This is a genomic window from Micrococcus sp. 2A (genome assembly GCF_039519235.1).
Classification (GTDB): domain Bacteria; phylum Actinomycetota; class Actinomycetes; order Actinomycetales; family Micrococcaceae; genus Micrococcus.
Map to the genome: position 1 here is coordinate 2,580,295 of NZ_CP154351.1, position 20,482 is coordinate 2,600,776.

Consider the following 20,482-nt stretch of genomic DNA (forward strand, 5'->3'; position numbering starts at 1 on the left):
CTGTAAGTCATGGTGTCAGTGTCATGACGGGCGCTTCCCGTGACGACCGTTCAACCCGGACCCCGGCGCCGTCGAGAACCTGGGTGAGGTGCGCGACCGCAGCGGTATGAACGTGTGCCCGCGGGAGATCGAGGAGGTGCTCTACGAGCACCCGGCGGTGGCCGAGGCTGCCGCGGTGGGCGTGCCACACCCGGAGCTCGGCGAGGAGGTGGCCGCCCACGTGGTGCTCGCCCCGGGGGCGGAGGCGACGGCGGAGGAGCTCATCGCGCACGTGAAGTCCCAGGTAGCGCCCTACAAGTACCCGCGCACCGTCACCGTCCGGGACGGGCTGCCCAAGACCGCCACGGGCAAGATCCTCAAGCGGGAGCTGGCGACGGCGGAGTGAGGCGGGGCCGGCCCCGGGCAGGGCCCGGGCTCTTGGTCCACAGGACCGCAGGTTTCCGTCAGAACCTGAGCCGTCGGCTCAGGTTCTGACGGAAACCTGCGGTCCGCGCGCGGCGACGGCGCGATCGGCGACGCCACGGGGAGCGCCGACGGCGCTGGGGTCGCTGACGGCTTTCAGTAGGCTCAGACTCACCGCGTGGGCGCCATGGTGGATGAACCCGGCTCCCGGAGGGCGCGTCCCACGCGATACGCCCGTGTTCCGAGACCTCGACGGAATGGAATCCCGTGTCGACCTTCCAGACCCCCCAGTACACGATCGTCGAACTGCTGAACAAGGCTCAGTGCGGCGAGCTTCAGCTTCCCGACTTCCAGCGGCCTTATCGGTGGGACGACGAGCGCATCCGGTCCCTGCTGGTCACGATCCTCCGCGGGCACCCCATGGGCGTCATCATGACCCTCAAGACCGGAGGTCATAATGTCCGCTTCAAGCCGCGCCCCATCACCGGTATCGGCCACGAGGGCCTGAAGGAGCCCGAACTCCTTCTTCTGGACGGTCAGCAGCGCACCACCTCGATGGTGCAGGCCCTCACGGGGGATGGCGTGGTGGACACGGAAGACGCGCGCCATCACAAGCTGAGGCGCCGATACTTCGTGGACGTGGTCAAGGCACTGGGCGATGTCCGGGAACAGGAGGACGCCGTCGTGTCTCTGCCAGACTCGGGCATCGTCACGGGGAACATCGGCCGAGACGTCGTGCTGGATGTGACGACGGAGGAGAAGCAGCACGCGGCGGGACTCATGCCTGCCACGGTCCTCTTCGACAGTGCACGCTGCTTCGCGTGGATGATGGGCTACCAGCAGGGCGCCCCGGAGCGGATGGCCGTCACCCAGCAGTTCCTCTCGACCGTGGCCCAGTCCGTGCAGACGTACAAGGTGCCCGCCATCGAACTCGACAAGGACATCTCCAAGGACGCTGTCGCCACCGTCTTCGAGAAGGTGAACACGGGCGGTCTGCGCCTCGACGTCTTCGAGCTCCTCACGGCCACTTTCGCGGGCGACGGCGCCTACTTCAAGGAGACGGGCGAGGACTTCCGTCTGGCTGAGGACTGGGCGCGCACCGAGGAGGTGCTCCACAAGTACCCGGTGCTCAAAGAAGTGAGGAGCACAGACTTCCTCATGGCTGTCTCCGTGCTGATCACCCTGTCCAAGCGCCGCACAGCCCTGGCCGCCGGCAAGACGGGCAAGCAGGTGCCCCAGACCAGCGCCCGCCGTGAAGACATCCTCAGCATGAGTCTGGACGACTACCGGACCTGGGCTCCTCAGCTGCGGGATGCCTTGCCTAGGTGTACCCGGTCAGGACGTTGGTGGCACGAGGGAGCTTGAACAAAGGAGAACCTCCGGGTGGGATGTGGCTTGTCTAAGGCCCACATCACAAACCCAGAGGTTCTCATGTCCCACGGTAGCGCCCGCCTGACCGTTCACGGTCGTCGACTCATCGTCCAACGCCACCAAGCCGGATGGGCTCAAGCCCACATCGCCGCCGCGATGGGGGTCTCACGAAAATGCGTGAAAACCTGGATCGACCGGTACGCGTGCGAGGGCGATGCAGGCCTGGCCACGCGTTCCTCCCGCCCCCACACCAGCCCCACGAGATCTTCTGCAGCCACGGAGCAGGCGGTGCTCGCCGCTCGCGCCGAGCACCGGTACGGGCAGGACCGTCTTGCCCCGCTCACCGGGGTTCCAGCACGCACGATCGGCAGGATCCTGCGTCGTCATCACGTGCCCCGCCTGGCCGCATGCGACCCGATCACCGGGGAGGTGATCCGTTCTTCGAAGACGACCACGCGCCGGTACGAACGAGACCGGCCCGGGGAACTGGTCCACGTGGACGTGAAGAAGCTGGGCAAGATCCCCGAGGGCGGGGGCTGGAGAGCACGAGGACGCGCGGCGACCGAGGCTGAGAAAGGCCGGCGCCCCAAGATCGGATACGACTACGTGCACGCGATGGTCGATGACCATTCCCGCTTGGCCTACGCCGAGGTCCTGGCCGACGAGACCGGGCAGACGTGCGCGGGATTCCTGCAGCGGGCCGCGGCGTACTTCGCCTCTCGGGGGATCACGAGGATCGAGCGTGTCATCACGGACAACGCGTTCGCGTATCGCCATAGTGCAGCGTTCCGGGCCGCGGTGGCCGGGCTCGGGGCCAGGCAGAAGTTCATCCGCCCGCACTGCCCGTGGCAGAACGGCAAGGTCGAGCGGTTCAACCGGACGCTGGCGATCGAGTGGGCCTACCGGCAGGTGTTCACCTCCAGTGCTCACCGACAGGACGCGCTTGTCCCGTGGTTGGAGTACTACAACACTGAGCGGGGTCACGCCGCGCTCGGAGGACACCCGCCCATGAACCGGGTGCCACCAACCTCATGACCGGGTACACCTAGGGTGGCCAGGCATCTCCGCGATCTCCACATCCATGAGAGTCGGGGCATCCCGTACAGCTCGCAGGTCGTTTCGTTGATGATCGTCACCACCCTGCTGGGCGAGCGAGCTGAAGAGCACGCGGTGCGCGCGCGCTTGAACCAATGGTTCTGGTGCGGAGTTCTGGGCGAGCTCTACGGGTCTACGATCACGACCCAGCTGGCCAAGGACGCGGAGCAGTTGCCCGATTGGTCTCTGGACAAGAGCTCTACCACTCCGGAGGCCATCATCCGCGCCAGCTTCGCGGAGTCACGTCTCGGTTCTCTGCGCTCACGGCAGTCCGCCGCCTACAAGGGCGTCTACGCGCTGATCATGGCGCAGCAGACCCCCGTGAAGGACTGGATGTTGGATCAGAAGCTTGACTTCCAGTCGTATGACGAGCTGCAGGTCGACATCCATCATGTCTTCCCCAAGAAGTGGTGCGAGGACAACGCGATCGAGTATTGGCGACGCGAGAGCATCATCAACAAGACTCCTCTGGCGAAGAAGACAAACATCCGCCTTCGGGGCGACTCACCCGCCGTCTACATCGACCGCCTAGATGCGAAGGGCCTCAGTGCGGAACAGGTGGACGCGCAGATTGCGACCCATGCGATTGACCCGGCGTTTCTCCGGTCAGGGTACTTCGACGGCTACTTCCAGGATCGTCGCCGTCGACTCGTGGACCTCATTGAGAGCGCCATGGGCAAGTCCGTCGTTCGCGACTGGGACGTTGATTCCGAATCAACGGATGCACCCGCGAACTTCAATGAGCCAGCGGCATCGACGGGCGGTGTCTCCATTGGGGGCGAGCCGACACCGGACAGGACCATCTGATCCTATCGGAGGCGAACTGGCCCACCGCTCTCGGACCGGCTCATGAGGAGACGGCTCAGCTCTGCGCGCGGTACTCGGAGGCGAGCATCGCGTAGGTGACGCCGTCGATCCACCCGCGGGTGAGATGCAGCGGCTCCTCCTTGAACATGCCCTCGTGGCGCAGCCCCACCTTGGCCATGACGCGCAGGCTGGGCGCGTTGTCCGCGAAGGCCTCCGCCTCCACGCGGCGCACGCCCAGGCCGGTGAAGGCGAGGTCTAGCAGGGCGCGGGCCTGCGCAGCCACGGCGGCGTACCAGCCGGTGCCGAGCACGTCCGAGGCGGCCAGGTAGTCGGCCAGACGGTCCGGGTCGGAGGGCTCGCCCCCGGGGACCTTCACGAGGGAGCCGTCGGCCAGCTCCACGCGCATGTACTGCGCCTGGCTGCCCGTGTACTCGCCGGCGTTGACGCAGCGGGACTGGTAGCCGGCCTGGCAGATCTCGCACGTGTTGTCCGAGAGCATGAACGATCCGATCACGAAGTCGCCGAGCTGGAGGGTGGCGACCTCCGCGCCCTTCTCCACGATCGTGCCCACGTACTCGTGGCCCATCCGCCGGTGGTCCACCTCGTTGTGGCCGCGGTAGGGCCACAGGTCCGAGCCGCACACGCACGCGGCGGCCAGCTTCAGGACCACGTCACCGGGCTTCTGCACGCGCGGGGTGTCCACCTCCTCAACGACGACGTCGCCCGGCGCCCGCATGACGACGGCCTTCATGGTGGCGGGGATCTCGGGGGTGGCGGTGTCGGTGGTCATCGTCGGTCCTCTCGTGTGAGCCGGTCGTCTGTGCCGGGAACTTGGCCGCGGCGCGCTGGGGAGAAGTCTCCCTCTGCTAGACCGGCGTCAGCATGCTAGTTGTAAGAGGTCATGACGTTGTTGACTCGCGCCGGGGCCAGTGAGGCCGGCGGGGCGTCCCCGCAGGAGGTATGAGGCCGATGGTAGTTGTAGTGGTTCACCCACACCGCCAGGGCCTCACGCCGGGCCGTCTCTGAGGAGTACGGGCGGGCGTAGAGGACCTCATCGACCATCAGCCGGTTGTAGCGTTCGACCTTCCCGTTATGGCGCGGGGTGTAGGGCCGGATCCGGTGGTGCCGACCCCCGAGCGAGACCACCTTCCGGGTGAAGTCCACGGCCCGGTAGTTGTTCCCGTTGTCCGTGACCACCCGGTCCACGGTGATGCCGTGGGCGGCGAAGAACGCCCGCGCCCGGCAGAAGAACCCGATCGTGGTCACCGTCCGCTCATCCTCCAACGCCTCGGTGTAGGCCAGGCGGGTGAACCCGTCGATCGCCGAGTGCAGGTACGTGTACCCGACCCGTCGGCCAGGCCCGCGCTTGGCCGCTCGCGCGTTCTCGGAGTCCCGTCCGTGAGCACGCCAGCCTCCCCCGTCAGGGATCTTCCCGATCTTCTTCACGTCCAGGTGCACCATGTGCCCCGGCCCCCGCGCGGTGATCCTCTGGGCCGGCTGCTGGCGCAGGTCTTCCCCGGCCGGGGTCAGGTCCCGTAGCCGGGAGAGCCCGGCCCGGTGCAGCCACCGTCCCACGGTACGAAGACACACCCGGTGGCCCTCGGAGACGAGGTGGTGATGGATCCGGCGGGCCGACCACTTCTCCCTGCGACGCAGGGTCTGGATCTGAGCCACCACCTCGGGGTCGAGCTGGGCAGGTGAACGGCGCGGACGGCTGGGCCGGTCGAGCAGCCCGGCCTCGCCCTCGGCGCGGTAGCGGGCTACCCAGGTGGCCACCGTGGGGCGGCTGACGCGGAACTCGGCGGCCACGTGCGCTTGGGGGATGCCGTCGTTCAGGTGGCGTTGGACCATCCTGAGACGGCCGGTGGGAGTCAGGGGTGCATTAGCGTGAGTCATGAGTGGGTCTCTTTGCGCGGATGGGTGGTGTAGGAACTTCCATCCTGCGGGAGAGGCCCACTCGTCTCATCTCAGCCCGGCCCTCGTGCCAAGAACCTCATGACCCACAACAGCTAGTTGCCGTCCGATGCAAGCGCCTGTCGCATTTATCAATGCTAAATAACTATCGGAGCTCTATATTCAGTAAGTGTCACTCAACGTTACCGCCTCAATGTGCCCGCCATTCTTGCAAGAGAAATTACTCCGCCTCAAAACCCAAAAAACCATTCGGATACCGAGTGGCTTCCCGCCGGGCGAAGAGTTTCCTATTCTCCCAGGAAAGGTCGCCCGACTGTATCGGCCCGTTGTAATCTTCGGGCCAGGTAATTTCCTCCGGGGCCCAGTGTCGAAAGCCAGATTCATTGAAGGAACTCAGTGTACTCTCGCCCGAAGACATCTCAGTTCTGGTGCCAACAAAACGTGAGGCTAGCGTATCGAGAGAGACGGTCTCGCTAATGATTAGCTCGCGGACCCTAGAAGCATATTCTGCGACTTCCGTTACGCCGGGGCTCTCGGCAATTAAGAAGAGAAAATATCCGATATCCGATCTCCTTTCGGCAGAGTCGCCGGCCTTCAGATTCTCCTCGGCGTAAAAGAATAGACGGTCCAGACACCGTTTCTGCATCCCGCCCCATGGCCGCATCTCTTCACCTGTAGTCAATATTGAATTGAACATGCCAACGATATCCCTGGGATCGAGGTCTTCTATGCAGAGGGGCGGCATACCCGATCGCCAAACATTCTCTAGCGCATTGTGCAGAGCCTCGTCCGCTAGCTGATAAAATAACTCGCGCGGGGTGAAGAATCCCCTTCGTTGATCCGACACAGCCGGAAGCGCCTCAAGCAGCATGGGGAAAGCCCAATGTCCCCAAGCCTCACCAAAATCGGACGCTTGAAGGAATTGCTGGACTTTACTAAAAATAACGCTCTGCGTGGTGGAGTCTCTGCCCGAAATTCCTACCCTAAATGCGCTCTTTTCTCCCATCTCACATGCACGAAGCCACGAACGAACCGAGGAGTCACTAACATCTCCCTCGGGAATCTTTTTATATATATATCTATCAAAGTACTGGGCATTTCTAATTAAATTAGCCGAGCCCTCCACAGAAATCTGGCCAACCGCTTGAGGGAAGATTTGCCCAATCAGCAGTCGCACATCCGCACGGACACCCGGATCGGCGAGGTCTACCAGGTTATCCACCGTAGAAACATTCGACCCGGGAGTAGTGGCAAATGAGACGGGCTGCCGAGTTCCCGCCGTTGAATTAACAAGAATGCTCTTGAATTCACGTAACTTATCGTGAACCTCAGGAGAAATATGACGGAGGAGGGCAAGGAGAAAGACATCCACCACACTCACCTCCCCAGGCTCGTGGGGCTTAAGGTCAATCCTTACTTGCTCTAGAACCCGGTTTAGACTTCTAATAGTCCCAAGACTGCGAGATATGACTCTCGCGACAGAGCTGATCCTCCGCCCATCATCCTCCACGACACTGTGGCCCGTCTGCTCCACAACTGCGTCGAGACCGTCGCTCAAGAGATCAAATATTTGAGATTGCTGGATGGGAGGGATATAGAACGGGTACTGAATAATCTTTTCGAGATATCGCCGCGCATCAGTGATTGACATTTGGCCTCCCGACGCAGCCACCACATTGCGACAAAGCACCTCTTCATCGTAAGCGAGAAGATATGAAACTCCAGGGAACCTACCCAGCAGCCTAATGACCCTCATCAGCTCCAGGAGTTCGCTCGAGTGCAAGCGGTCAATGTCGTCAACTAGAATAAGAACGCGCCGGTTGAGGTCCGCGAGCGAATTTGATGCATCGGAAAACTCTCGCTCCCAGCTATGTCGTTCCGTGAGTTGCTCCGAGAAGAATTTTGCATATTCGGATGCGGCACCCCCCGCTACTGGAATAGCTTTAAGTCCAGGAGAGCATATTTCCAGTAGTTTTGCGATCTTATTCTTCGCCCGAGCTGCTCTCGCATCGTCGGATGAGCCGGGAATTGCGCTAATAATGGATGCGAAAAACTCTTGGAGAAGTCCGTCGGTGCTACTAGTGGCCCAGGGGGTAAAGCGTGCAATGCTCCACCCCCCGCCCTGAGATTCCATCAGAGAATTAGAGATAAGGTTTAGAATAGAGGACTTACCCGACCCCCATGGCCCCACCAACGAGTAGACAATGCTCGAATTGGCCTGTGAGGCGTGCCGGAGGTGGTCGACTAGCGCATCGACAAAGATTTCGATGTCGAGCTTATCAGAATCGCTGTCACTAATAGGGTCATCAGACCAAACAGTGAAACTAGTAGACAATTTAGATCTCCCTCCAAGGGCTAGAACCCTCCCCCGCCCCCGCCATCCTGTGCGAGGTTGCTGAAGCGACTGTAATGCCCCTGGAACCCCACCACAATGGTCTTCGTGGGCCCGTTCCTATGCTTGGCCACGATCAGGTCGGCCTCACCGGCGCGCGGGCTCTCCTTGTCGTACACGTCCTCGCGGTGCAGCAGGATCACCATGTCCGCGTCCTGCTCGATCGAGCCGGACTCGCGCAGGTCGGACACCTGCGGCCGCTTGTCCGTGCGCTGCTCGGACCCACGGTTCAACTGGCTCAACGCGATCACCGGCACGTCGAGCTCCTTGGCCAGCAGCTTGAGGGCACGCGAGAACTCGGCGACCTCCTGCTGACGGGACTCGACCTTCTTGCCCGAGCTCATGAGCTGCAGGTAGTCGAGCACCACCATCTTGAGGTTGTTCTTCTGCTTGAGCCGCCGGCACTTGGCGCGGATCTCCATCATGGTCATGTTCGGGGAGTCGTCGATGAAGAACGGGGCCTCGTTCAGCCGCCCCACGGTCGCGGCGATCTTGGACCACTGGTCATCCCGGATGGTGCCCTTGCGCAGGTCCTGCAGCGCGATCGTCGCCTCGGCGCTCAAGAGCCTCATGGCGATCTCGTTCTTGCCCATCTCGAGGCTGAAGAACACGGTGGCCATGTTGTGGTGGATGGCCGCGGCCCGCGCGAAGTCCAGCGCCAGCGTGGACTTGCCGACGGCGGGGCGCGCCGCGATCACGATCATCTGCCCGCCGTGCAGGCCCTGCGTCAGCTCGTCGAAGTCGTAGAAGTCGGTGGGGACGCCCGTCAGGCCCTCGCCCTGGTTGCCCGCGGCCTCGATCTCGTCGACCGCGTGCTCCATGATCTCGGAGAGCTGGACGTAGTCCTCGGACTGGCGGTTCTCCGCCACCTTGTAGATCTCGGACTGGGCCTCGTTGACGATCTCCTCGACCTCGCCGTCGCCCTGGTAGCCCAGCTGCGTGATCTTGGTGCCGGCGCCCACCAGGCGCCGCAGGATGGCTTTCTCGGCCACGATCGCCGCGTAGAAGTTGGCGTTGGCTGCCGTCGGCACGGACTGGATGAGCTCGTGGAGCACGGCGGGGCCGCCCACGCGGCTCAGCTCCTGGCGCTTGTTCAGCAGGTCCGCCACGGTGACGGCGTCGGCGGGCTCGCCGCGGCCGTAGAGGTCGATGATCGCCTCATAGATCATCTCGTGGCTGGGGCGGTAGAAGTCATGGCCGCGCAGCAGCTCCACCACGTCCGCGATCGCGTCCTTGGAGAGCATCATGCCGCCCAGCACCGAGCGCTCCGCCTCCAGGTCCTGGGGCGGGAGGAACCGCTCGGTGGAACGGCCGCCGTCGTAGGAGCCCGAGTCTCCGTAGTTGTCCGTCACTGCGGAGACTCCCTTCCCCGGCCCCCAACGACGGCGGCCCCCATGGCCGGCGCGCGCCGGCCCCTGATCCTGCTGGTCCCCACGGTGAACCGCCGCACCCACCTGCGGGAGGCGGATGCGGCGGCCCCCGGCCGCGACGATCATGCAAGCGGATGCGCGCCTGGCTCGAGGGCCTGGGGCCAATACCCGCTCTCGCGTTGGGGATACTTCGGGACACTACGCGCGGTCAGGAGGCCGGGCAAGCACGTTGTCCACAGGCAGTGTGGACAACGGGTGGATTCTGCGGCGTGTCGTGTGGACGCCCTGGGGACGGCGCTGTGGACAGCCCTGTGACGCCTCCCAGAATCGGCGCCTGACCTGGCGTTTTCCTATCCCCACGACTGTGGAGAAGAAAATTCTTCCGCATCTGGAGAGCGCGGAGTCGACTTGACAGAGGCCCCCCTTGCCCCCCGTCTCTCCCCTCTGGCAACGGCGGTTTGCCCGCATTCCATCCACACCGTCCACATCTGTGGACAAACACTGTGGACAAACCCGCCTGACCTGGGGAGAGCCAGCTTGACACCTCCTGTTAACCCGGAGGGCACTCCCGTCGCCGCGGCCTCACCCCCGCCGCGGGCTGAGCGCCGCCGGGCCGTGCTGCCGCACCATGTGGACCACCGGCGCGACGGCGCTCATCCGATCCTGCGCCTCGAGCCCCTTCCCCAGCCGGGCCAGCTGCAGCTCGTACCAGGGCAGGGCCAGTGCCGGCCCGAGCGTGGAGTCCACGGCGGCGAGGCCGGTCTTCACGCGCGGCAGCTCCACCTCGATCTCCTGCCCCGCGATCGCCCGGGCAGCCAGCTCCGGCTCGATCACGAACGGCCGGGCCAGGCCCACGACGTCGGTCACCCCGTCCGCGAGCGCCGCCGCCATCGTCGCCGCGGAGCGGAATCCGCCGGTCAGCATGACGGGGACGTCGGTGACGTCCCGCAGGCGGCGGGCGTACCGCTCGAAGTACGTGCCGCCGTCGTTGTTCCCGCCCATCATGGCGGGGCTGGTGTAGGAGCCGCCGGAGACCTCGAGGAGGTCCAGGCCCAGCTCGCCCATGCGCTGGGCCACCCGCCGCGAGTCCTCCTCGGTGAGGCCGCCCTCGGAGAAGTCGGAGGAGTTGAGCTTGAGGCCGATCGGGAAGCCGTCCCCGAGCTCCTCGCGCAGCGCGGCGTAGATCTCCACGAGGAAGCGCATGCGCCCCTCGAGGTCCCCGCCGTAGCGGTCCGTGCGGCGGTTGGCCTCGGGCGAGAGGAACTGGTTGACGAGGTAGCCGTGCGCACCGTGGATCTGCACGCCGGTGAAGCCCGCGGCCCGGGCGTGGGCGGCCGTGACGGCGAACCGCTCCACGATCCCGCGCACCTCCTGCGTCTCCAGGGCGCGGGGCATGCCGAAGAAGCGGCCCGCGGAGCCGCCGAGGGGCACCGCGCTCGGGGCGGCGGGCGTGCGCATCACGGACTTCGGCGCCTGCCGGCCGGGATGGTTGAGCTGCATCCAGAGGTGCGCGCCGCCCTGAGTGCCGGCCTCGGCCCAGCGGCGCAGTGCGGCCGCGTGCCGGCCGTCCTCCACCGCCACGTTGCCCGGCTCGCCCAGGGCGTGCGCGTCCACCATCACGTTGCCCGTGATCAGCAGGCCCGCGCCGCCGCGCGCCCAGCGCCCGTAGACCCGCTCGTGGGCCACGGTGGGGGCGAGGTCCCTGCCCGCGAGCGCCTCGCTCATGGCGGACTTGGCGATGCGGTTCTTCAGCACGGCCCCGCTCGGCAGGGTCAGCGGGGCGCCGAGGCGGGCGCCGGCGGCGCGGGGATCAGTCGTGGGAGCGGAGTCGGGAGTGGGGGCAGGGGTCGCGTCGGTCATGCCCCCACCCTGGCACGCGGCACCCGCACCGGGCACCCGGCGACGACGGCGTCGGCCGGCCCGAGCGTTCCTCTCCCGCTCGGCGTAGCGTCGCCCCTGACGACCCGCCCGTCCGGGCGCCCACCGACCCTTAGGAGTGCCGCGCATGAGCACAGCCCACGATCCCGCCCCCTTCGAGACGGAGCTGCAGCTGCGCTGGTCGGACCAGGACGCCTACGGCCACGTGAACAACGGACGGCTGGTCACGCTGGCGGAGGAGGCCCGGGTGCGCGCGCTGGCCGAGTGGGCCTACCCCCTCACGCCGGGCAGCGGCGCGCTCGTGGTCCGAACGCTCCACCTCGAGTACCTGCGCCCCGTGCACTACGCCCCCGCGCTGACGGCCCGGGTCTGGGTCTCGCGGATCGGCACCACCTCGTTCGTGCTGCAGCACGCGCTCATCCAGGACGGCGCCGTGGCCGTGACCGCCGAGGCCCTGATGGTGCATCTCACCGCGGACATGAGCGCCACCGCGCCGCTGTCCCCGACCCTGCGGGAGGCCTTCGAGGCGGTGCACCGCCCCGGGGTGAGCGCCGCGCAGGACCTCTGACGGGACGACGGCGCCGCACCGTCCGGGCGTGAACTGCTCCCGGACGGTGCGGCGCCGTCGTCGTGCCCGGGAGGGCCCTCAGGCGTCCGAGCCGGTGCCCGGATCCGTGGCGGACAGCGCGGGCGCGGCCGGCGCGGCGGCCGCCTCCTCGGCCACGGGCTCGAGGATGGGGTTCTCCGGCAGCTTCCGCACCTTCTTCGGGCGCCGCGAGCGCGCCGGGATGAGCGAGCGCATGTTCTCCAGCTTGCCGAAGCACAGCAGGCGGTCGCCCTCCTCGAGCACCTTGGAGTCGGCGGGGTTGGGGAACACGGACGTGCCGCGGTGCAGCGTGAGCACCTGGACGTCCTTGGCCAGCAGCCCCGAGTCCTCGATGCTCTCGCCCACCATCTCCGAGCCCGCGTGCACCGCGACCTCGGCCACCCCGTAGCCGCGGGAGACGGAGAGGCGCTGGCGCACGTCGATGTCCGGGAAGCCGGCCTGGTCCGCGATGTAGTCCACGATCGCGCCCGCCACGTCCAGCTCGGTGGCCGCCTCGATGCCCTGCAGGCCGGGCGAGGAGTTGACCTCCATGACCAGTGGCCCGTCCGTGCCCTCGAGCATGTCCACGCCGGCCACGCGCAGACCCATGATGTGGGCGGCGCGCAGGGCGGTCTCCTCGTACTCGGGCGTGAGCTCCACGCGCTCCACAGACCCCCCGCGGTGCACGTTGGAGCGGAACTCGTCCCCCTGGGCGCTGCGGCGCATGGCCGCCACCACGCGGTCCCCCACCACGAGCGCGCGGATGTCCTTGCCCTTGGACTCCTCCACGAACCGCTGGATGAGCACCTGCTGGTTCGTGCCGTGCAGCGTCTCGATGATCGCCTCGGCCACCTTCTTCGTGGGGGCCAGGATCACGCCGATGCCCTGCGTGCCCTCGAGCAGCTTGATGACCACGGGGGCGCCGCCCACCATGTCGATCGCGGACGACACCTCGCCACGGTTGCGCACGAACACCGTGGCCGGCATGGCGATCTGGTGGCGGGAGAGGATCTGCGTGGCTCGCAGCTTGTCCCGCGAGTTCATGATGCCGGCGGCCGTGTTGGGCGTGTAGACGTCCATCTGCTCGAACTGGCGCACGACGGCGGTGCCGAAGTAGGTGACCGAGTTGCCGATGCGCGGCAGCACGGCGTCGTAGGAGGAGAGGGGACGGCCACGGAAGGTCAGGTCCGGCTCCTCCGTGGAGAGGTCGATGCCGAAGCGCAGCGTGTCCAGCACCTTCACGTCATGGCCGCGCTCGAGGGCGGCGGACTTGAGGCGCTGGGTGGAGTAGGCGCGCGGGGAACGGGAGAGGATCGCGAGCTTCATCGGGTGTTCCTGCGAAGATGGGTCACGTGACCGAATCTAAGCACACGCAGGTGTCCATCCCCGCAGGTGTCCACACCGGTCACGACGGCGGCGCGGACGCCCCCGGCGCCCGCGTCGGCTGGCGTGAGTGGGTGGGCCTGCCCGGGGCGCAGACGCCGTGGATCAAGGCGAAGATCGACACCGGCGCCCGCACCTCCGCGCTGCACGCCTTCGGCATCCGCCGGTTCGAGCGCGAGGGCGGCGACTGGGTCCGCTTCGAGGTGCACCCGTGGCAGACCTCCGCCGCGGACGCACGGGTGGTCGAGATGCCGATCACCGACGTGCGCGCCGTCCGCTCCTCGAACGGGAACGTCCAGGACCGCATCGTCGTCGTCATGCCGCTCACGCTCATGGGCCGCACCGTGCAGGCCGAGGTCACGCTGACCCACCGCGACGAGATGGGCTTCCGCATGCTCGTGGGCCGCACCACCCTCGCCGCCGCCGGGCTCCTGGTGGACCCGGCCGCCTCCTACCTGGGCGGCCAGCCGCCGCGCGGCGTGCGCCGCCGCAACCGGGGCGCGCTGTGAGCGCACCCGGCCGCCACGACGGCGACGCGCCCCTCGCGGAGCCCACCCGGGCCCCACGCGGCCGGCGGCGCACCCGCGAGTCCTTCCGCCTGGGCGAGGTGGAGGTGCGCCCCGGGCACCGCCGCGAGGTCTCCCTGCCGATCTCCCGCCTGGTCACCGGCGCCGAGGTCACCCTTCCCGTGCACGTGCTCCACGGCCGGCACGACGGCCCCACGGTGTGGGTGTCCGCCGCGATCCACGGGGACGAGGTGGTGGGCATCGAGGTCATCCGCCGCGTGCTGCAGCGCCTCTCCCCCGGCCGGATGCGCGGCACGCTGCTGGCCGTGCCGATCGTCAACGTGCTGGGCGTGATGGCCGGGGACCGCTACCTCCCGGACCGCCGGGACCTGAACCGCTCCTTCCCCGGCGCGGCCCGCGGCTCGCTCGCGGCCCGGATCGCTCACCTGATGATGACGCAGATCATCAGCCGCTGCGAGGTGGGGATCGACCTGCACACCGGCGCCGACCGCCGCTCCAACCTCCCGCAGATCCGCTGCGACCTGGAGGACCGGCGCACCCGGGAGCTCGCCGAGGCATTCGGTGCGCCCGTGCTCTTCCACGCCAAGCTGCGCGACGGCTCGCTGCGCGCCGCCGCCCGGGAGACCGGCGCGCGCGTGCTCCTCTACGAGGCCGGCGAGGGCTGGCGCTTCGACGAGTACGCGATCGCCCCCGGCGTGGACGGCGTGCTGCGCGTGCTCACCGCGCTCGGCATGGTCGACGGCGGAGACGTGGGCGTGGCCCTGCCCCCGGCGTCGGCCGAGGACGCGGCCCAGGCGGCCGACGTCGTGGTGCCTCTCGGCGACGCCACCACCGACGTCCCCGAGGCCCTCGACGCGATGGGCGAAGACGCGGAGATCGTGCACGCCAGCGTCGTGGACGGCGAGCAGGACGCGCCCCTGACCGTGTGGCACTCCAGCTGGGTGCGGGCCCGCGCCGACGGCCTGCTGCACCTCGAGGTCACCCTGGGCCAGCAGGTGCGGGCCGGGGAGAGCATCGGCGCGCTCTACAACTCGTTCGGCCGGCGGCTCTCGGACGTGAAGGCGGAGCTGTCCGGCGTGGTGATCGGCCGCACCGAGGCCCCGCTCGTGCACCGCGGGGACGCGCTGGTGCACATCGGCGAGCTCGGCGGCCGGCCCGGCTCCACGTTCCCCACCCCCGACGGCGGCCGGCGCCTCCCCCCGCGCGTCGCCGAGGGCGACCCGGAGGCCGCACGGCGCTCCGCCGAGGACGACGAGGGCTGACACCGTCCGGAGGTGCGGGCGTCTCGTCAGGATGGGGGGGGACGACGACGCCCCGGCCTGCTCGAGCGAGCGGACCGGGGCGGCGTCGGGGTGATCGGCGAGCCGATCGGTCAGAAGCGGATGATCACTTCTTGGAGGCCTTGGCGGCGACGACCTGCAGGTCGATCACGGCCACGACGTCCTCGTGCAGGCGCACGTGGGCCTGGTGGGTGCCCACGGACTTGATGTGGGCCGGCAGGGTCACGGTGCGCTTGTCGATGGAGCCGAGGCCGGCGGCCTCGACGGCCTCGGCCACGTCCGCGGCCTGGACGGCGCCGAACAGGCGGCCGCCCTCACCGGCGGTGCGCTCGAGCTTCACCGTGGCGCCCTGGAGCTTGGCGGCCAGGGCCTGCGCGTCCTCCAGGTTGGCCACGGCGCGCGCGGCGCGGGCGTTCTGCATGGACTCGACCTGCTTCTCCCCGCCCTTGGACCACACGGTGGCGACACCGCGCGGGAGCAGGTAGTTGCGGGCGTACCCGTTCTTGACCTCGACCACGTCACCGGAGGCGCCGAGACCGGCGACCTCCTGGGTCAGGATGAGCTTTGCCATCTGTCTTCCTTCCTCTGCTCGATCAGCCGCGGCCAGCGCCGGCGTAGGGCAGCAGGGCCACCTCACGGGCGTTCTTGACGGCCTGGGCGATCTTGCGCTGCTCCTGGACGGTCACGCCGGTCACGCGGCGAGCGCGGATCTTCCCGCGGTCCGAGATGAACTTGCGCAGCAGGGCCACGTCCTTGTAGTCGATCTCCGTGATCTTGGCGGCCTTGAGCGGGTTGGACTTGGGTTTGGGCTTGCGGAGTTCAGCCTTCGCCATCGTGGTGCTCCTCAATGTTCTCTGGAGCCCGCAGAACGGTTCTGCGGGATGGGATCACGCGGCGACCCGGAGGGGCCGCTGCCGCGTGAGAGGCGCCCCGGCGGTGCCGGGGTGCTCGGGGTGGTCCGCCGGGGGGGCGGGCCTCCGGGCGCCGTGCGCCCGGACGGAAGTCGTCTCGGTGTCCTTCGGTCCCGTGGCGGGACGGCTCAGAACGGAGGCTCGTTGGAGGAGGGGGTGTCCCATCCTCCGCCGCCGCCGCTGCCGGCCCAGGGGTCCTGCGGAGCAGCGTTGGCGCCGCCCTGCTGACCGCCCCAGCCGCCGCCCTGCTGACCGCCGCTCTGCTGACCGCCGCCGAAGCCGCCGTCGTTGGAGCCGCCGCCGGCGTTGCCGCCGAAGCCGGAGCCGCCCTGCTGGGGACCGCCGAAGCCGCCGCCCTGCTGGCCGCCGCCGAACCCACCGCCGCCGCCGCGCTGAGAGCGCGTGACCTTGGCCGTGGCGTACTTCAACGAGGGGCCGATCTCGTCCACGTCCAGCTCGTAGCTGGTGCGCTTGTTGCCCTCGCGGTCGTCGTACGTGCGCGCCTTGAGGCGGCCCTGGGCGACCACGCGAGTGCCCTTGGTGAGGGTCTCGGCCACGTTCTCGGCGGCCTCACGCCAGATCGACGCGCGGAGGAACAGGGTCTCCCCGTCCTTCCACTCGTTGGTCTGACGGTCGAACGTGCGCGGGGTGGACGCGATCGTGAAGTTCGCGACCGCCGCACCGTTCGGGGTGAAGCGCAGCTCGGGGTCGGCGGTGAGGTTGCCGACCACGGTGATGACGGTTTCTCCGGCCATGGTCACTCCTGGTGTTCGCGGGAACGGGCGGGTGGTCAGGACACCCGGACGAACGAGGTCACTCGGCGGTGACCTTCTGCTCCTCGGGACGGATGATCTTGGTGCGCAGGATCGTCTCGTTGATGTTCAGAAGACGGTCCAGCTCCTGGGTGGCGGCCGGCTCCGAGTGGAAGTTGACGACCACGTAGATGGCCTCGGACTTCTTCTGGATCTCGTAGGCGGTCTTGCGACGGCCCCACACATCGACATTGTCGATGGTGCCGCCAGCGTTGGTGACGACCTCAAGGTACTTCTTGAGGGTCGGCTCCACGGTGCGCTCGTCGACCTCAGGGTCGATCAGCACCATCAGCTCATAAGCACGCATGCGAACCCACCTCCTCTGGGCTTGCGGCCACGGTCTCTCCGTGGCAGGAGGTTCTGTGCTTGTCCCCGCGTGGGTGTCCGCGCTCTTCGGCGGCACGCAGGGAACCAATCGAGTCTAGCAGGTGCCGGGCACCGATCAGCCGGGGACCAATCAGCCGGGGACCAATCAGCCGGGGGCCGATCCGCCGGGCACCAATCAGCCGGGCACCAATCCGCCGGGGACCGATCAGCCGGGCACCAATCAACTGGGGGCCGATCAACTGGGGGCCGATCAGCTGGGCGCAGTACTGCCAGGTAACGCCGGGGGTTACTTGGCAGTACTGCGCCCAGCTGATGGGTGCTCCGCTCATGACTGCCCCGCACCTGACGACAGCGCTCCGACCGCGCCCATCTCATGCCTCTCCTGCTCATGCGTGGCCCCGCTGCCGAAGAAGCCGGGCCACCCGCTCCACGAAGCGCGGCCACTCCGCGAGGCCGAAGACCTCCTTGTCCACCCGCAGCACCTCGACGCCCGCATCCCGCAGCTCCTCGTCGCGGCGCATGTCCCGCCGGTACTGCGCGGCGTGGGTGAAGTGATGCTCCCCCTCGTACTGGATCGCCAGGCGAGCGCGCTCGTAGAACAGGTCCACCGACGTGGACTGCAGGACCCGCCCCAGGGCGTCGCGCAGGAGCACCACCGGGGGATTCACCTCAGGCTCCGGCAGCCCTGCCTCGACGAGACGGAGCCGCAGTCGCGTCTCCTGCGGGGAGTCCGACCCCTCCCGGACCCGCTCGAGCACCTCTCCCATCACGCTCCACCGGCGCAGGCCGCGCCACTCCTCCGCGCCCTGCCACATCGCCGTGCGACTCGCCAGCGGGTGCCTCCATCCCCTCGGCAGGCTGCCGCGGGGGCCGTCGGCCCGGCGCAGGAGCGAGTCCCCGGCCACCACCAGGTCCTCCACGGGCAGACCGCTCGCGGTGAGATCGGCCCACGTGCGGACCGGACTCGTCACGGAGTAGGCGTCGTCGTCCTGCCCCAGCGTGATGACATGCCGCTCCGGGTCCAGGCGCAGCCGGTGGCCGTGCGCGCCCTTCACCCGCGGCTGGGCTCCGGGCCGCACGCGTGAGAGGTGCGGCCGCACCTGGCCGCCATGAGGGAGCCAGATCCCCCACACGGCGGCAGCGGTGTTGTGACTGAGGACCAGGCTGCGGTCGCGCCGAGCATGCGCGATCGCGGTCTGCAGGGGGTCCGGTGGGGATCCCCGACGACGGCGCAGCCCGCGGCCGGCGGCCTCCAGGTCGCTCCGGCGCGCTCGGCTCGTCGTCAGACCTGCCGTCACCGCGCGGTCGACGGGGAACACGGACTCGGGCAGGGCGTCGAGAGGATCACTCACTCCCGCAGTGAAGCGCGGCGCAGCGCCTCGCCGGCATGCCCGCGGCCCATCTGTGCACAGGAATCCGGCCCGCGGAGCCGGTGCAGGAGCCGACGTCGAGGGCTCCAGGTCTCCCCACCGGCAGATCGGATGGCGGGATGCTCCGCCGAACGGACCGCCGAAGGGACCGCCGTACAGGTCGATGGACGGGTGGCCGTACGGGTGGCCGTACGGGTGGCCGTACGGGTGGCTGGACGCACCGCCGGCCAGCCGCCCACTAGCTGGGCGCAGTACTGCCAAGCAACGCCGGGGTTACCTGGCAGTACTGCGCCCAGCTGATGCCGCGCCGCGCTCACCTCGCCCGGACCACGCCGGCTCGCGCCCCGCCTCCCGCGCTCACCTCGCCCGGACCACGCCGGCTCGCGCCCCGCCTCCCGCTCACACCCCGCCCCAGGACTCCGTACCCGCCTCCCGCTCACACCCCGCCCCAGGACTCCGGGCCCGCCTCCCGCTCACACCCCGCGGAAGAACTCCCGCACCGCCGCGCTCAGCCACGCGGGGTCCTGCGCGCCGCACATCTCCCGGGCGGAGTGCATCGAGAGCAGGCCGATGCCCACGTCCACCGTCCGCACGCCCAGGCGCGTGGCGGAGATGGGGCCGATCGTGGAGCCGCACGGCATGTCGTTGTTCGAGACGAACGTCTGGAACGGCACGCCCGCCGCCGCGCACCAGCGCGCGAACGCGGCCTCGCCCTCGGCGTCCGTGGCGTAGCGCTGGTTCGCGTTGATCTTCAGCAGCGGGCCGGCGTTGACGCGCGGGTGGTTCACGGGATCGTGGCGCTCGGCGTAGTTGGGGTGGACGAGGTGCCCCGCGTCCGCGGAGAGCAGCCACGAGCCCGCCCGCGAGCGCGCCCTCCCCTGGCCGCTCACGCCGAGCGCGTCCAGCACGCGGTCCATGACCTCCTCGAGCAGCGGCCCGCCCGCACCGGTGCGCGTGGCCGAGCCCACCTCCTCGTGGTCGAAGGCCGCCAGCACCGGCACGACGACGCCGCCCGCACCCCCGGCGCCCTCCTCGCCTGAACCGGGGGCCAGGGCCTCCATGGCCGCCAGCCCGGCGTGCACCGAGGAGAGGTTGTCGAGGCGGCCGGAGGCGAAGAACTCGCCGTTGGCGCCGAACGCCCCCGGGGCCTGTGCGTCCGCGACCACCACGTCCACGCCGCGCACCTCCGCCACGTCCACGCCCGCCTGGGCCGCGAGCAGCTCGATCACGTTGCCGCCGAGCTGCACGGACGCGGTGTCCCCACCGGCGGCCGAGCCCACGGCCGCGACGATGGGCTGCGTGTGGCGCTGGCGCTGGAGGGCCAGGCCGTCCGAGTTCACGTCGCGGTCCAGGTGGACGGCCAGCTGGGGGATGCGGCCCACGGGCCCGGTGGTGGCCAGCACCTGGGTGCCGTCCGCGAGCACGAGCCGGCCGGCGAAGCGCAGCTCCCGGTCCAGCCACGAGTTCAGCAGCGGCCCGCCGTACACCTCGACACCGGCCTGGACCCAGCCGTCAGCCGTCACGCTCATGTGCTGCGGCTTGAGCTTGAAGCCGGGGGAGTCGGTGTGGGCGCCGAGCACGCGGAACGTCGGAACGCCGCCCACGCCCCGGCCCGCACGTCCAGCCGCACTCCCGTCCGCACGTCCAGCCGCACTCCTGTCCACACTCCCGTCCGCGCCCTCCGGCACGATCCAGGCGATCACGGCGCCGTCACGCACCACCACGTACCCGCCGGGGGCGGCCGGGAAGTCGGCGGCCTCGTCCAGGCGGGTGAAGCCCGCGGCCTCGAGCCGGCGGGCGGTCTCGGCGGCGGCGTGGAAGCTGGAGGGGGAGGCCTGCACGAACGCGGCCAGGTCCTGCAGGTGGGCGGAGAGCGCGGGGGTGTCCGGGGTCACGGTGGTCATGTCCCGACCGTACCGCGCACCCCGGACGCGGCACGCGCACCGGGCACCTGCCTGCACCTGACGGCCGGCGGCCCGCGGCCCGCGGCCCGGCACCCCGCGCCCGGCATCCCACGTCCGCGCCACGCCCACGCCCGCGCCCCGCCCCCGTAGCCT

General features: G+C 68.7%; 18 protein-coding genes and 1 pseudogene. 7 read left to right on the forward strand and 12 right to left on the reverse strand.

Annotated elements, in window-relative coordinates:
• Window positions 1-103: 103 nt before the first annotated feature.
• The 4 genes and pseudogenes from AAG742_RS12010 to AAG742_RS12025 form a co-directional block, all read left to right on the forward strand.
• Window positions 104-385: pseudogene (locus tag AAG742_RS12010) on the forward strand (long-chain fatty acid--CoA ligase); the annotation flags it as partial.
• Between the two features lie 284 nt (window positions 386-669).
• Entirely contained in the window at window positions 670-1,767 is a 1,098-nt protein-coding gene (locus AAG742_RS12015) for a DUF262 domain-containing protein (protein ID WP_298712091.1), read from the forward strand.
• A 66-nt stretch (window positions 1,768-1,833) separates the two neighbouring features.
• Window positions 1,834-2,808 (forward strand): IS481 family transposase, encoded by a 975-nt coding sequence (locus AAG742_RS12020; protein WP_343282166.1) that lies wholly within the window; start codon window positions 1,834-1,836, stop codon window positions 2,806-2,808.
• A 90-nt stretch (window positions 2,809-2,898) separates the two neighbouring features.
• Window positions 2,899-3,675: a hypothetical protein gene (locus tag AAG742_RS12025; RefSeq protein ID WP_298714523.1), complete on the forward strand. Its 777-nt coding sequence runs from the start codon at window positions 2,899-2,901 to the stop codon at window positions 3,673-3,675.
• A gap of 55 nt (window positions 3,676-3,730) precedes the next feature.
• On the opposite strand, the gene AAG742_RS12030 is transcribed toward AAG742_RS12025, so the two are convergent.
• The 5 genes from AAG742_RS12030 to AAG742_RS12050 form a co-directional block, all read right to left on the reverse strand.
• Window positions 3,731-4,465 carry a GNAT family N-acetyltransferase gene (locus AAG742_RS12030; RefSeq protein ID WP_343282167.1) on the reverse strand — a complete coding sequence of 245 codons (735 nt, stop codon included), beginning with the start codon at window positions 4,463-4,465 and terminating at the stop codon, window positions 3,731-3,733.
• A gap of 95 nt (window positions 4,466-4,560) precedes the next feature.
• Window positions 4,561-5,571: an IS481 family transposase gene (locus tag AAG742_RS12035; protein WP_298987955.1), complete on the reverse strand. Its 1,011-nt coding sequence runs from the start codon at window positions 5,569-5,571 to the stop codon at window positions 4,561-4,563.
• 238 nt (window positions 5,572-5,809) lie between these two features.
• The gene (locus tag AAG742_RS12040; protein ID WP_298714581.1) at window positions 5,810-7,924 is read right to left on the reverse strand and encodes a KAP family NTPase; all 2,115 of its coding nucleotides are present in this window, start codon (window positions 7,922-7,924) and stop codon (window positions 5,810-5,812) included.
• Between the two features lie 20 nt (window positions 7,925-7,944).
• A complete protein-coding gene (dnaB, locus tag AAG742_RS12045; protein ID WP_298714576.1) occupies window positions 7,945-9,333 on the reverse strand; it encodes a replicative DNA helicase in 1,389 nt (462 codons plus the stop codon).
• 600 nt (window positions 9,334-9,933) lie between these two features.
• Entirely contained in the window at window positions 9,934-11,211 is a 1,278-nt protein-coding gene (locus AAG742_RS12050; protein ID WP_298714574.1) for an NADH:flavin oxidoreductase/NADH oxidase family protein, read from the reverse strand.
• Window positions 11,212-11,356: 145 nt separating this feature from the next.
• Here AAG742_RS12050 and AAG742_RS12055 point away from each other — a divergent pair, with 145 nt between their 5' ends.
• Entirely contained in the window at window positions 11,357-11,797 is a 441-nt protein-coding gene (locus AAG742_RS12055) for a thioesterase family protein (protein WP_248116777.1), read from the forward strand.
• Window positions 11,798-11,875: 78 nt separating this feature from the next.
• Here the strand turns inward: AAG742_RS12055 and rimK are convergent, their stop codons facing one another.
• Window positions 11,876-13,141, reverse strand: a complete 1,266-nt coding sequence (gene rimK / locus AAG742_RS12060) for a 30S ribosomal protein S6--L-glutamate ligase (protein WP_248116775.1) — start codon at window positions 13,139-13,141, stop codon at window positions 11,876-11,878.
• A 26-nt stretch (window positions 13,142-13,167) separates the two neighbouring features.
• Here rimK and AAG742_RS12065 point away from each other — a divergent pair, with 26 nt between their 5' ends.
• On the forward strand, window positions 13,168-13,707 hold the full coding sequence (locus tag AAG742_RS12065; RefSeq protein ID WP_343282168.1) for a RimK/LysX family protein: 540 nt from the start codon (window positions 13,168-13,170) through the stop codon (window positions 13,705-13,707).
• A gap of 89 nt (window positions 13,708-13,796) precedes the next feature.
• Window positions 13,797-14,987: a succinylglutamate desuccinylase/aspartoacylase family protein gene (locus tag AAG742_RS12070; RefSeq protein ID WP_248116829.1), complete on the forward strand. Its 1,191-nt coding sequence runs from the start codon at window positions 13,797-13,799 to the stop codon at window positions 14,985-14,987.
• A gap of 124 nt (window positions 14,988-15,111) precedes the next feature.
• On the opposite strand, the gene rplI is transcribed toward AAG742_RS12070, so the two are convergent.
• The 6 genes from rplI to AAG742_RS12100 form a co-directional block, all read right to left on the reverse strand.
• Window positions 15,112-15,576, reverse strand: a complete 465-nt coding sequence (gene rplI, locus AAG742_RS12075; protein ID WP_248116771.1) for a 50S ribosomal protein L9 — start codon at window positions 15,574-15,576, stop codon at window positions 15,112-15,114.
• Between the two features lie 22 nt (window positions 15,577-15,598).
• Window positions 15,599-15,838 (reverse strand): 30S ribosomal protein S18, encoded by a 240-nt coding sequence (gene rpsR / locus AAG742_RS12080; RefSeq protein ID WP_002857788.1) that lies wholly within the window; start codon window positions 15,836-15,838, stop codon window positions 15,599-15,601.
• A 206-nt stretch (window positions 15,839-16,044) separates the two neighbouring features.
• Complete coding sequence (locus tag AAG742_RS12085; RefSeq protein WP_298714566.1) at window positions 16,045-16,671, reverse strand: single-stranded DNA-binding protein; 627 nt, start codon at window positions 16,669-16,671, stop codon at window positions 16,045-16,047.
• A gap of 58 nt (window positions 16,672-16,729) precedes the next feature.
• On the reverse strand, window positions 16,730-17,035 hold the full coding sequence (gene rpsF / locus AAG742_RS12090; RefSeq protein ID WP_248116767.1) for a 30S ribosomal protein S6: 306 nt from the start codon (window positions 17,033-17,035) through the stop codon (window positions 16,730-16,732).
• 406 nt (window positions 17,036-17,441) lie between these two features.
• Window positions 17,442-18,407 (reverse strand): hypothetical protein, encoded by a 966-nt coding sequence (locus AAG742_RS12095; RefSeq protein WP_298988211.1) that lies wholly within the window; start codon window positions 18,405-18,407, stop codon window positions 17,442-17,444.
• 491 nt (window positions 18,408-18,898) lie between these two features.
• Entirely contained in the window at window positions 18,899-20,329 is a 1,431-nt protein-coding gene (locus AAG742_RS12100; RefSeq protein WP_343282169.1) for a M18 family aminopeptidase, read from the reverse strand.
• Window positions 20,330-20,482 lie beyond the last annotated feature (153 nt).